At 43.6% G+C, this 12,571-nt stretch carries 10 protein-coding genes and 1 riboswitch; of the genes, 2 read left to right on the top strand and 8 right to left on the bottom strand.

Annotation, left to right across the window (positions count from 1 at the left end; translation table 11 throughout):
* Window positions 1–99: 99 nt before the first annotated feature.
* The 8 genes from ACYVBM_RS07810 to dnaN all read right to left on the bottom strand — a co-directional run bounded on the left by ACYVBM_RS07810 (window position 100) and on the right by dnaN (window position 9,808).
* On the bottom strand, window positions 100–630 hold the full coding sequence (locus tag ACYVBM_RS07810) for an SRPBCC family protein (RefSeq protein WP_460685079.1): 531 nt from the start codon (window positions 628–630) through the stop codon (window positions 100–102).
* Window positions 631–717: 87 nt separating this feature from the next.
* On the bottom strand, window positions 718–1,116 hold the full coding sequence (locus tag ACYVBM_RS07805; protein WP_460685078.1) for a putative signal transducing protein: 399 nt from the start codon (window positions 1,114–1,116) through the stop codon (window positions 718–720).
* A 144-nt stretch (window positions 1,117–1,260) separates the two neighbouring features.
* Window positions 1,261–2,616 carry a DUF5074 domain-containing protein gene (locus ACYVBM_RS07800; protein ID WP_460685077.1) on the bottom strand — a complete coding sequence of 452 codons (1,356 nt, stop codon included), beginning with the start codon at window positions 2,614–2,616 and terminating at the stop codon, window positions 1,261–1,263.
* 68 nt (window positions 2,617–2,684) lie between these two features.
* A complete protein-coding gene (locus ACYVBM_RS07795) occupies window positions 2,685–4,220 on the bottom strand; it encodes a hypothetical protein (RefSeq protein ID WP_460685076.1) in 1,536 nt (511 codons plus the stop codon).
* Between the two features lie 121 nt (window positions 4,221–4,341).
* The gene (locus tag ACYVBM_RS07790; protein ID WP_460685075.1) at window positions 4,342–5,502 is read right to left on the bottom strand and encodes a YncE family protein; all 1,161 of its coding nucleotides are present in this window, start codon (window positions 5,500–5,502) and stop codon (window positions 4,342–4,344) included.
* Window positions 5,503–5,507: 5 nt separating this feature from the next.
* The gene (locus ACYVBM_RS07785; protein ID WP_460685074.1) at window positions 5,508–7,583 is read right to left on the bottom strand and encodes a TonB-dependent receptor plug domain-containing protein; all 2,076 of its coding nucleotides are present in this window, start codon (window positions 7,581–7,583) and stop codon (window positions 5,508–5,510) included.
* Between the two features lie 99 nt (window positions 7,584–7,682).
* Window positions 7,683–7,886: riboswitch (cobalamin riboswitch) on the bottom strand.
* A gap of 94 nt (window positions 7,887–7,980) precedes the next feature.
* Window positions 7,981–8,544 (bottom strand): TPM domain-containing protein, encoded by a 564-nt coding sequence (locus ACYVBM_RS07780; RefSeq protein ID WP_460685073.1) that lies wholly within the window; start codon window positions 8,542–8,544, stop codon window positions 7,981–7,983.
* Window positions 8,545–8,692: 148 nt separating this feature from the next.
* A complete protein-coding gene (gene dnaN, locus ACYVBM_RS07775) occupies window positions 8,693–9,808 on the bottom strand; it encodes a DNA polymerase III subunit beta (RefSeq protein ID WP_460685072.1) in 1,116 nt (371 codons plus the stop codon).
* Between the two features lie 258 nt (window positions 9,809–10,066).
* On the opposite strand from dnaN, the gene ACYVBM_RS07770 reads away from it, so the two are divergent.
* Together ACYVBM_RS07770 and ACYVBM_RS07765 are read left to right on the top strand one after the other, a co-directional pair.
* Entirely contained in the window at window positions 10,067–11,392 is a 1,326-nt protein-coding gene (locus ACYVBM_RS07770; RefSeq protein WP_460685071.1) for a type III secretion system chaperone family protein, read from the top strand.
* Window positions 11,393–11,435: 43 nt separating this feature from the next.
* Window positions 11,436–12,539 carry a trypsin-like peptidase domain-containing protein gene (locus ACYVBM_RS07765; protein ID WP_460685070.1) on the top strand — a complete coding sequence of 368 codons (1,104 nt, stop codon included), beginning with the start codon at window positions 11,436–11,438 and terminating at the stop codon, window positions 12,537–12,539.
* The last annotated feature ends 32 nt before the right edge of the window (window positions 12,540–12,571 follow it).

Below are 12,571 nucleotides of genomic sequence, written 5' to 3'. Positions count from 1 at the left end.
GGTGTATAAACCTTTCTGCATAAAAAGTCGCCGAAAGCGACAGAGGAATATCTCGCTTCGAACAGCGGCGGTGTTTAATATCAGATCGTTCGGCTAAATTTATTGCTCTAATACATTTTTGAGGTTGTCCAGGTTCTTTTGCAGATCGCCGCCTACCATTGAACCCATGCAAAGGTTCATCAGGTTGAACGGGTATGGGCTGGAGCCGTAAAAGCCCCACTGCACTTTCGTTTTACCTGCGTCAACCGGAGTGGTGATGATTGCCGACTGGTTAGTGCCTTCCATGGGTTCTTTAAATCGTAGTTCAATGTCTACCCTTTTGTTCTCTTCAATAGCTTTTATTTCCTGTTCGCCTTTACCCACATCTTTATTGCCTTCCCATGCGTAAACAAAACCCGGAGTGCCATCGGTACCCGAATAGCTTTTTTTCATATTAGGATCTAACTGGTTCCACACGCTGAAATTGTCCTGATTTTTAATATATTTTACATAATTAAAGACCTCAGCAATGGGTTTATTAATTACGACTTCCCTGGTAATGGAAAAATCTTTTTTTACAAATAGTGCCACGATTAGCAATAACACGATAACCGCCACTATGGCTAATAATATTTTTTTTAAGATTCTCATGACAAACAAAATTTAGGTGATAAAAAATTCCGGCCATTAAAAGTAGTAAAGTTGCCGGTGAGGATAGCTTGTCATTTGGCAAGAATTTTACCCTGTTTCATATTCGCGAGCACAATCGGCGCAACGGTACATTTTGTCTGCAGGCAAAGCAGTTGCTGCGTTTAAAACAATACTGGCTATAGCGCCCAATATGCTGCCGTCCCTGCGCGGAGTGCTGACCTTTTCAATATTTCCGGAACCACAATAGGGACAGAGATGTTCATCATTGGTTACCGGCTTATCTTCATTTATTAAAGTCAGAGCCCTTTCTAATTGGGGTTCGGCCACCATAAGCTTAATGCCACCTGCCGCGAAAGTAGAACCGGGATAAATGCTTATGGTATGTTCATCCTTCAGCCAGCAGTTGATATTTTCCTCCTGCAGGCGCCCTAAGGTGAGGTGTGCATTAATATAGTTATCGAATACCGCGGCAATCACAAAGTTCATTTTTTAAAGTTATATCATTTTCTTTAACGACGAAAAGTGGAGGCTATATAAGGAGGCAGAAATCTTTCGGGGTTTAAAATAAAAACCGGTTTCTGCAATCAACAGAAACCGGCTGTATTGTAAATAATTCCTGTTGGAATATCGTTATTCGAAATTATCTGTAAAGAATATTCCTGCAGGAAAGTGGGTATAGTTCCGGTAATCGGCGCTTAACTTAGTTCCGTTGGTAAAATTGAAAACACTGATTTTGTTGATTAAATAATCACCGTAACCCTTTATGGTATTCAGATATACTTCACCGGTAACCGGGTGTACAGCTATGGTATTATAAACAATGTTGGCATCGGTTACCATTGTTTTTGCATCAACTAGGAACTCGGTAGTGCCTGTGCTAAACACGTGGCGGTAAATTTTGGTGCCTAAATTGCTGAAATAAAGCGTATCACTTTTGGCGGTAATACCTGGGGTAGCTGCAAAACCACCATTGCCCACGTTTCCGGTAGTAATATCATTAGCTTTGATCAAAGAGTAATCGCGATAATTGATTTTTGATATTTTATTAGGCGAGCCGGTCGTGGACACCCAGATGTTCCCGTCATCGGCTTTTACAACGCCGGTTACCGATGCCTTCATGTCTATTGCATAAGAAATGGTGTCCTTATCTGCCTCCACCACATAAATTTTGCTTCCCGCAGGAGCAAACACTTTATTGTTAGATACGGCCATAGTGCTTTTAGCAGCAGACCTCGAGCCCTTTATAAAGGTTAATGCTTTAGTAGTGGTATTGAAGCGATACAACCCTGCATTATCGCGCAGTATTACATTTTGCTCGTTTAAAACAGCTACATGCGTAGGCCAGCTAAGGGCACTTAGCTCGTTATTGTAACCCGCTTCTTTTTTTAACGTTTCGGCGTTGGCCACTACCAGCATCCCGTCATTTTCAAAACCGGTACCTACCGCATTTGTTTTACCATTCTGGGAGAGGATGTATATCTTCCCGTTATAGATAAACAGATCCTGTGTTACATTGCCAAGAGATGAGCCGTTGATCCTGAAATAAGCGCTGTCTGTAACTTTACCTTTCGGGCTGATAAAAATCAGCGATCCGTTTTCGGTGGTCATATTGCCCTCATTCAAAACAAATGTGCCGTATTTGTATTTGCCGTAAACAGTAATAGTTACCTGTGCAGCAGATTGTTTATCCTGATGGGTTGCTGTAAGCGAAATATTATGTGTGCCCATATCGGAAGACACAAATTTGAATACAGAATCTGTAACGCCCAAGGCCTTACCGTCCACCGACCAGGTGTAAGCAGCACCTTCGCTTACTTTCGCTTTAAAGTACAAGGTATCTTCCTGTGCTACCGCTGTTTCGGCCAACAGGTTTTCTATTGCCACGCGCGGCGATTCCGCAGGGGGCTGCACAATAGTATCTTCTTTTGAACAGGATATGATGATCACTGCTAACAATGCGCTGAGCGCTACAATTTTTCTCTTCATAAATTTTGATTCTTTGTTTGATAATGGTTAATAGCTCATGGAATCACGCACTATGAACCATGATCTGATTATTTATTTGTTGCTATTTTTACGCCCAGTAAATGCAGGTCTTCGCCGCGGCCTACTTCGGTAGAAGCTTCTCCTAACCAGCCGTTCTCCTGGTCTACGCCATTATATACTTTTACGAAGTCGATACCTGGCAGGGTTACTTTGTTGCCGTCTTTGTCAATAGCCCAGTCAATATCAATGCCTGTATTATCATGCGTATTGGCATAATTATCTACATATCCGTAGCTGAACGCATACAGCACATAATAGCGGCCCTGCCCGCTTTCATCAATACCGTTTCTGGCGAGGCGGATTCCTTTGTAAACAATCTTATCATCTTTTATCCACGCGGGGTAATACGATTGGCGATGATATACGTTTTTTATTTTGTAACCATTCTGCCCTTGGTTATCTGTCCACCGGATGTAATTGGTGATGGTTGCAAAACTGCCCGGGTTATCCGGCTCCCCGGCCTGTTCGGGGGTTTCGTGTGCGGGTTTATAATAAGTCATTTCATAATTGCGGAACGTACGTACATCCTTGCCATTACTGACGGCCATACTATACCATGGTTCATTTTCTGCCGTAAAATTACCGCTGCCTTTTATTTCGTACCATTCATCATCATCAGGCTTGCCGTTTTTGTTTTTATCATAAGCTACCATAATGATGCCCGGCTCGCAGCTGCCACCAAAGGGCGCATCCGGGTTGGGGTTGCTGGCAGCTGCGAAAGCATTTCCCAAAATACGGAAATCACGCCTGCCCGCTACGTTTACAATGGTATGGTCAAAGCCGAAAACCACATAGCCTCCCCAGCCACCGAGAGAAACCATAGATGCGTTTTCACCTTTCAGGGATTGGCCAGCTTTCTTGACCATATCCTCATGCGTATCACCTTCAGCATAACGGGGCAACTCATTCACAAACTGCCCGGGTGCAGGCAGAAAATCAAGCACCTGGGTGATATACGGTGTCCGGGTTGTCATATCCTGTTGCACGGAAATGATCATCGTATCGGCTATATTGCCTGAAGATATCTTTACCTGGTAGGCTCCTTTGTCTGCCGAAATAAACAGGGGAGTTTGTGTATCGGTATCCGTCAAACGGTATAATTCGGACGGAGCGGACAATACCTCCCATTTTATATCGCTCCTACCGGCAAATTTCAGCGAAGGTTTCAATGGCAACACCGCATAAGGTGTGGTGGATACATTAATGAACCTTCCTGTTGTTATTGTAATGATTTGCTGAACAAAATTACTCCTATTGTAAGCCCTTACAATAATATTGAACGTTCCTAGTTCAGCAGGCGCCCTGAAAGTATATTGTGCCGTATTGGCTACCCGTTGTCCATCCAGCAGCCATACCACGGAATCCACCCGGTTTTCTACCTGTGGCGACAATACCAGTTCATCCCTTACTATCAGGTAATATTGCTGATCTAATCCCGAAATAACTGGAGCTGTTTCAGGGAGTTCTGCATCTTTTTTGCCACAGTTTGCGGCCAAAAGTGCCAGACTTATAGTGTATAGTAAAATCCTGTTTATATTTTTCATCTCTTTATTTTAGTATGTTATAATTATCTCTTTAAGTATGTTCATTTCACTGTTGGTTTCTTATTCAGTCCGCCATTAGCGAAATCATTATTCACTACTCACTATTGTGATTATTATCCCATTAATACACGGGAACCAATGCAAAATGTCCGGGGATATTTCCCGCCACCACGCTCCATTTCTTTTTACCGTTTTTGTCGAAGCAATACACCACACCGGGCGTTACATAGTTCCCCGCATCGGTAATGTAGATATCCTTTGTTTCGGGATGTACCATAATGCCGTAAGGCTTTTCTATTTCTTTATCGGTACCGTCGGTAATAATGTTCCTGCTCATTATTTCATGCGTTCGGGTGTCCACCATGCTGTAAGAAATGGTCCAGTTGTTGGTAATGTAGCTCCATTCCGTACCGTACACAAACAACAGGTCGTCGTCTATCCAGTAATTGGATGCGGCAATAGGAATACTATCCGTTACTGTTTCTTTCTCCCGGTCGATAAAGTACAGGCGCGATGGCAGTCCTTTATAATCGCCGCGTGAGCTTACCCACAGGTTACCGCGTTTATCAGCTTTTATACGCTCCAGGTTGTACGCCACATCAATACGCTTTTCTTCTTTGAACGTTGCTATATCAATTACGGAAACGGTGCGTTCATATCCTTTTGTATCGCTTGCACCCATATAACCACCCGAATTGGCCACATAAATTTTTCCATCTATTATTTCCAGTTCATCAGGCTGAAAGCCTACCAGGCAGGTGTCTGCCACTTGCAGGGTAAAGGTGTTGATTTTGAGCACATACCCAAGCTGTTTGTAATCGGGGTCAATAATTACCGGCCCCGCATACGAAGTAACATAGGCATAGCCCTGGTGAAACTTAATGAAGCGGCAGTTGGGAATATTGATTTGACCGATGCGTTTGGCCGTTTCTGCATCCATTACCTCTATTTTGTTTGAGGTATTGATGACGGCATACAGCTTTCCGCCGTATATCCCTATGTCGTTGCCCACATCGCCCAGTTCCTTGGGCACGTGCGGGTTTACTTCGGCATAGATGTTTTTTTTATAGATGGCCGTACGGAAATCGTAGAAATCGAGGGTGGCTTTATTGCTGCCCATATTGCCCTCGTTAAGCAGGTAAAATCCTTTGTAGCCTTTGATAATACCAGGATTGCCAACGACAATATCTTCCGAAAGCACCATTTCCACATCCCTGCGGCAGGCGCTCATCACCGTTATTAAAGCGATGATGTAATAAACGAAGAACGTATTTTGTTTCATTATCCTCATAATTCTACGGTTAATGAAAGTTTATAATTGCGTTTCGGCATGGGATAGTTCAGCACCACTTCATAGTCCTGGCCAAGCAGGTTGTTCACTTCGGCACCTATGCGTATACCTGTTTTTCTGTATTTCAGGGTTTTTATAACCGTCATATCATGGGTGTACCAGGGTTGCTCATACTCCATAGGTATATTTGCGGAAGAATGATAGCGCTCACCCACATAAATAAAGCTGTAATTGAGCATCCAGCTTTTGTACGACAGCCCGGTTATGAGCGAGCCGCTGTGCCAGGGGATATAGGCTATTTGTCCTCCCCAGGTGGTTTTTTGCAATATTTCACTTGCCCGTGGCGTAAAGTCCTGCGCCTTCTGATAGGTGTAGGTGAGTTTTATATTGAGCAACACATTTTTAACGATTTCCGAAAGCGCTGATGCCGCCACGTCCATACCTCTTATTTCCACATAGCCGAGGTTCATCATCATCCACCGGTATTGCCCGCTACCTTTAGGCACGGCTATGATCTTATTCGTTACCTCGTTGTAATAGGCATCTGCCTGAAGGCTCCATTGTTTGAGGACCGCTTTTTCACAGCTTTTGCTGTATTGAAAGCCCAGGTCATATTGATGGGTAAATTCGGGTTTCAGGTTGCTATTGCCGATATCGGTATAATACAGGTCGTTGAATGTGGGCATCCTGAAAATGTATTTATAAAAAGCCCGGATGTTGAAATCCCTGTTTGTAAACGGCTTGTACGATACGAACAAAGCAGGAGTAAGCTCTTTTTTATCGGGAGCCACTCTTACAGAATCATCGGCAGCGGTATTGCCGGAGTATATCCTTTCATGCACAAGGGTGGCCAGCAGGCTTCCCTGTATTTTTACTTTTCCCAATTCGGCCGCGGTAGCGAGGGCGATTAAAGAAGTCAGCCGCCGGGGAAAGACAAAGCCATCCATATTTGAAGTGAGCGTATTGTATTGTACATCGGCGGAAAGCGAAGCATCCCATTGCCGGGTAATGCTGTATTTGTTAGCTACTGAAATATACCATTCCTGCTGACGGAAGGTGTTGTCAATAAGTTTGAGCGTGGTATCGGGATTGAGGTAGCGCATGTAATCGTTGGCATATTTCCCGCTTACCAGCAGCTCGTATCCCGTTGTTACCGCTTTTTGCCAGGAACCTTGCAGGAAAAAGTTCCTGTCCCATTGCCGTTGTGCATTTTGGAATTTATTGCTGATGATGGCTCCTGGGATGCCACGTTCAGAATCGTAAAAATAGGTTTTCAGTTTCCAGTTTCCCTGTGGTACCAGGCCGTATAGCCCTCCCTCGAAGCGCGTTGCGCGGATATCTCCGTTTTGCCTGGTAGCAGATGTATCATACATAACATCATGTGTGCCGGGAAAAACACGCCTGTAACGGAACCTGTATTTACCAGATGAACTGATCAGCTCCCCGTTCGCTGAGGCGCTCAGCTTATCGTTAATTTTATGCTCGTACAACAGGGAGGGATTGACCAGCCCGAAAGAACCTGTTTTAAAAACCCCTTTGAAATGGGCTTTTTTGCTGGAATCAAAGACCGGTTTCCTGCTTTTGATATAAATGCTGCCGGAAGAGCCGAAGTCCCGGGCGGGCTGAAAAATCTCGCTTTTCTGTCCGTTGTACAACGAAATGGATTCAATATTATCCATCGAAAATTTGCCGAGGTCTATTTGTCCGTTCTGTGCATTGCCCAGCTGTATGCCATCGTAAAAAACGCCCATGTGGTTGGTGCCCATGCTGCGGATATTCACCGTTTTCAAACCTCCTATGCCTCCGTAATCTTTTACCTGTACTCCGGCAAAATAGCGTATGGCATCTGCTACTGAAAAGCTGTTGAGTCTCTTAAGGTCTTCGCCGGTCAGTCTTTGAGAAGGGATTACCTCTTTATAGCTGCTTTGCGAAACGGTGACGCCGGGCAGCACTTTCGCGCTGCCATCACGCACAACTAAGCTGTCGCGCTCATTTTGCTGTGCGCGCAGGTGAAATGCAATGAATATTAAAAGCGTCGCTGTTAACGCTTTTTTTATACCAGGAACAGGCATTAACTATTTGATTAAATGAATCAAACAGCTTTGCGAACGATTGAAGACAAATATGTTGCTAATAAAGCATTTGCATTCAAGCTTTGGTCCACGAAAGCTTAAAATATATCTGCTTTGGCAGGTCTCCTGACTTGTTCCCATTTTGAGCAGCCTTCCCGTTTCGCCCGGCGAAATAGTGGCTAAGAAATGTCAAAATGCTGGTTAGAACTTACAGTAGCGGGTCTGTTCAGGATTCGCACCTGATTCCCTTTTAATCAATAGCGCTTAGGATAAGCCTATTGAACCAATGCGGCGCAAAAGTAGGGCTAATTTTTGAAACCTTAAAGAGGTGCAAATGGCAAAGCAAACAAATACAATCATTAGGGGATGAAAGCAGAGATCAAGGGAGCTAAAACTGCTAAAATTTGATATTACCCCTGATCGTATTCATAATGGCATTCACTCCATTCCAGGTAGCAAAATACATTTGATTGGTTGCAAATGAAGGCTGGAACTGCTGCTCTATAATACCTGCTGTTTCTGCAGGGCTCAGCAGTTTGCTTACAAAAGTTCCGTAATCAATTTGCACCAGCTTTAGTTGTTTGCTGATACTGATAACCATACAGTTATTGCTGTTATTGTGTATTGCAGCCCAGCTCTTTAACAGTTCTTTGTTGTTATCGGCAACATTGGCAGCATCCATAGAGGGATTATTGACAGTAGTTATTTTAATAGCAATAAGATTACTTTTTTCAAAAACCTGCAATAGGGAGTCGAGGGTTTTTGCTTCCTTATCTGAAAATATATGTTCATCATCTGCAACAAAACTAACTCCTGCCGGTGTTGATTTATGCTGTGCCGGGAACACTATTGCGGTGTGCTGTTTTGCTGTACCGGTGGTTTGTTTGGTCGAACTGCAGGAGGTTAAAGCAATAACGAAGCTCAATAAAAGAACAGGGGAAAAGGATACCAGTTTATTCATGATATAATTCCAATTTTGTCAGCCGCAAAGATGTGACAAAAAAAGCTAAAGCTTTTACAAAGTTTGCAGTTAATACTTCGTTATGGGGGCTGTTATTATATAAAAAGCTCCGGTTTCCGGAGCTTTTTAAACAATATATTAAAATATGTTACTGATTCAGCATCAGCGGCATTACCAGCATCAGCAATTCTTCGCTTTCATCCTGTTCTACCGGCTTTATAAGGCCCGCTTTTGTTGGCGTGCTCAGTTCCAGGTACACTTCTTCGCTTTGGGTGCTGTTGAGCATTTCTATTAAAAATTTGGCATTAAAAGCTATTTGCAGATCTTCTCCATTATACTGGCATTTCATGCGTTCGTTACCTTCAAAGCTAAAATCAACGTCCTGTGCTGCCAGTTGCAATTCACTGCCGCTGATCGTTAAAGCCACCTGGTAGGTACTTTTATTGCTGAACACACTTACCCGCCGTAAGGCGCCTAAAAATTCCAGCCTGTTAACCGTAAGGCGGTAAGGATTTTCTGTTGGAATCACTACCCTGTAATCAGGAAAACGCGCATCAATTAAGCGACAACTTAAACGGGTAGTACCATGTGTTACGAAGAAATGATTACTGTTGTAATTTAAAGTTATTGCATCGTCATTGTCGGGCAATGCTGATTTTAACAGGTTTAAAGGTTTGCGCGGAACAATAAAATTATCGGTACCACCTGCCTGTGCGTCATTACGTTTGTAGCGTACCAGCCTGTGTGCATCCGTTGCTACAAACTGAATACCATCTTTGCTGAGCTCAAAGAAAACTCCTGTCATCGCCGGCCGCAGGTCATCGGTGCTGGTGGCAAACAATGTTTTATTGATAGCGGTTACCAATGCAGAAGAAGTCATTATAAATGAAGTGGTATCGTCTGCTGCGGGCTCTTTGGGAAAGTTGTCGGGGTTTTCGCCCATTACTTTATACTTACCGCTATCGCTGGTAATTTCTACGCCGAAATTTTTATCTATATTAAACGTAAGTGGCTGATCGGGAATGTTTTTTAAAGAATCGATCAATATTTTTCCGGGAATGCAGACGCGGCCGCTGTCTTTTGCTTCAATATCCATTTCGGTTCTCATTACCGTTTCGAGATCTGTAGCAACAATGGTAAGCCTGTTGGCTTCAATTTCAAAAAGAAAATCTTCTAATATGGGCAATACAGTATTCGCGTTAATAACGCCCGACAGGTTTTGCAGTTGTTTAAGCAAAGCGTTTGATGATGCTATAAATTTCATCTAAGTAAAAATTTTATTTTCCTGGCCCCCGTGCCGGAGGTGCAGCGAAACTACTATAAAAAAGAATGAGCGCAATATAAATTATTTATAATTAAACGCACGATACTATCGTCCTGCCTATGGCAGCCGTAAGAAACATCCGGCCCGTTTTAAGGACGCTTATTTATCAGGTTGGATTTCTTTTTCAGAGGAAAGGGAAATATGGTAAGTTTTACCAACTTTTGTATCTTTCCCAGCTCTATAAAAAACAAAGCAGGAATGTTTAACAAGATTATCCATCTTATAAAAGGGAAAAGGGATCCGGCTGCCGAAGCAGTGCGCATTCCTTTTGGCCGGTATTCTGATAATAATAAATCTGTCGCTAAAGGAAATCGCTGGACAGAGGCAGACAACCTGTTTAAGGAGCGCAAATATATAGACTCTATTAATGCTTTTTTCGATTATCTGAAAGATGAAGAAACCCATAATGTAATCTTTTCAGGCAGCCAGGAGCGGTTTGATTTTGAGCTTTTCCAGGGGTCGAAAGTGGTAAGGGGGAAAATAGAGGGCGGTACGCTTACCGCTGAAGTGAAACTGGCAAAAATGAGGCAACCTTCTGTACCGGTTATGCGCCGCCTGCTGGAAATGAATTTCGGGTTGTACTATAGCCGGTATGCCCTTGATAAGGAAGATCTTTGTATGCGGTTTGATACAAATATCGAAACAGCTAATCCGAGTAAGCTCTATTACGGGTTGAAAGAGCTGGCCATAAAAAGCGATAAGCAGGATGATTTGCTGGTGCAGGACTTTTCTTTCCTGCAGCCGGTTGATAAAGATCATGTATCCGAAATCCCCGAAGCAGAAAGACAGGTGAAATATGAGGCCATACAAAGCTGGATCTCCGAAACACTTGATAAAATTGCTTCGGTAGATGCTGATAAGTTTTCAGGAGGCATCTGTTATTTGCTGCTGGCCCTGGTATATCGCATTGATTTTTTAATTGCTCCCGAAGGACAGCTGCTGAATGACCTGGAAAAAATATCGGGGATCTATTTTAAAAAGGACGAGCGCCAGATGGTGGAAAAAAACCGGGATATGATCGAGGAGTTTAAAAAGCTGCGCGACAAACCCAGAGAAGAGGTGTTTCAAAACCTGTTCCGCTCTAAATATACGTTCTCTATTGTAACCCCCCAACCTCATAAAACGATGGCAGAAGCCATAAACGAGGCCAACAACAATATGCTTTGGTACCGGGATAATAACCATGAGTACTTTGCTAATAAAATAATGGAGTACGGGCTTACCTATTGCCAGTATTCTTACAGCCTGCCCAGGCCGGTGACGCAGCTGATTGAGATTTTTATGCAGGTGAATTATCCCGAATATTTTAAAACCCTGGGTTATACGAAGGCTTTGTATATGCCGGTAGCTAATAAATTTGACCAGGAGTTGATTGCAGCACGTATCCGTCAGATCCAGAACCAATGGAGGCAAAAATATCCGTTAATGAACTTTAATGTGACCCAGCTTTCTTTTACCTCCCTGTCAAAATTCAACTATAGCTTTACCAGCCAAATAGAGCTGCTGAATATGAACATGGAATAGTATTGAATGAGAAAAATTAAATGTAAACCAGGAATTAGCAGAAATGAACTCAAAAGATATCATCAATCTTTATCAGAACGCTGTCATACAAATCGCTACGCAAACAGGCACCGGTACCGGCTTTTACCTGAAAGGGTATAACCTTATAGTTACCAATGATCATGTTGTGGCTGGTAACCCTGAAGTAACTATTGCCGGTAAGAGCTTCGAAAAGACGTTGTCCCGCGTATGGTACACCGATGCGCAGCACGACCTGGCCTTCCTGGAACCGCCGGCCGAAGCTGATCTGCCCGAAGTGAAGCTGGGTAACTATGAAGCTATGAAAGATGGCGATAATGTTATTGCTATCGGCCATCCCTATGGCCTTAATTACAGCGCCACACAGGGGGTTATTTCTAAGGTAGACAGGATACGCGACGGCGAAAAATATATACAAATAGATGCGGCTATTAACCCTGGCAACAGTGGCGGGCCTTTGGTGGATTATAACGGCGATGTGATAGGAGTTAATTCTTTTATCATAAAAGGGGGCGATAACCTGGGTTTTGCGTTGCCGGTAAGTACCTTACAGGAGGCGCTGGACCTGTATGCTCCTCATAAAGGCCATGCTGCTACGCGCTGCTCCAACTGCGATTACCTGGTAACGGCTCAAACCATTGATAATGATAAATACTGCCCCAGCTGCGGTTCCGAAGTAAAGCTGCCCCAGGTTCCCGAAAAAGAAGTAGAGCTGATGGGCGTGGCAAAGCTGATAGAAGATATTTTGCGCGAGCTGGGTAAAGATGTGCGACTGGCGCGCGACGGGGCTAATATGTGGAGCGTAAAAGCAGGCTCAGCCAAAGTGAAGATCAGCTATAATCCCGATAACTATTTTGTGGCGGGCGATGCGTATTTGTGCCAGATGCCTGCCGATGCGCAAAAAATCAAACCTTTGTACGAGTTTTTGTTGCAGGAAAATAATAAGCCCAGCGGCCTGGTGCTGAGCTGCGTTAAAAACAATATTGTGCTCAGCCGTCTTATTTACGATTTAGATATGACGCGCGAAAGCGGTGTGGAAGAATTTAAGAACCTGTTTGAAAAAGCAGATCATTACGATGATTACCTGAAAGAAAAATTCGGATGCCTGGCAAGGCTGGAAGAGATGTGATTGCTTTATGACGCGCCTTTGCTTATCACTAT

The sequence above is a fragment of the Niabella aquatica genome (genome assembly GCF_054779315.1).
Note: the sequence above shows the minus strand (reverse complement) of the source record. Positions and strands in the feature narration are given on the sequence as shown.

What these genes read in the sequence shown, in the direction of transcription:
- ACYVBM_RS07810 (WP_460685079.1), bottom strand. Translation starts at nt 630, where the DNA reads ATGAGAATCTTAAAAAAAATATTATTAGCCATAGTGGCGGTTATCGTG.
- ACYVBM_RS07805 (WP_460685078.1), bottom strand. Translation starts at nt 1,116, where the DNA reads ATGAACTTTGTGATTGCCGCGGTATTCGATAACTATATTAATGCACAC.
- ACYVBM_RS07800 (WP_460685077.1), bottom strand. Translation starts at nt 2,616, where the DNA reads ATGAAGAGAAAAATTGTAGCGCTCAGCGCATTGTTAGCAGTGATCATC.
- ACYVBM_RS07795 (WP_460685076.1), bottom strand. Translation starts at nt 4,220, where the DNA reads ATGAAAAATATAAACAGGATTTTACTATACACTATAAGTCTGGCACTT.
- ACYVBM_RS07790 (WP_460685075.1), bottom strand. Translation starts at nt 5,502, where the DNA reads ATGAAACAAAATACGTTCTTCGTTTATTACATCATCGCTTTAATAACG.
- ACYVBM_RS07785 (WP_460685074.1), bottom strand. Translation starts at nt 7,583, where the DNA reads ATGCCTGTTCCTGGTATAAAAAAAGCGTTAACAGCGACGCTTTTAATA.
- ACYVBM_RS07780 (WP_460685073.1), bottom strand. Translation starts at nt 8,544, where the DNA reads ATGAATAAACTGGTATCCTTTTCCCCTGTTCTTTTATTGAGCTTCGTT.
- dnaN (WP_460685072.1), bottom strand. Translation starts at nt 9,808, where the DNA reads ATGAAATTTATAGCATCATCAAACGCTTTGCTTAAACAACTGCAAAAC.
- ACYVBM_RS07770 (WP_460685071.1), top strand. Translation starts at nt 10,067, where the DNA reads ATGTTTAACAAGATTATCCATCTTATAAAAGGGAAAAGGGATCCGGCT.
- ACYVBM_RS07765 (WP_460685070.1), top strand. Translation starts at nt 11,436, where the DNA reads ATGAACTCAAAAGATATCATCAATCTTTATCAGAACGCTGTCATACAA.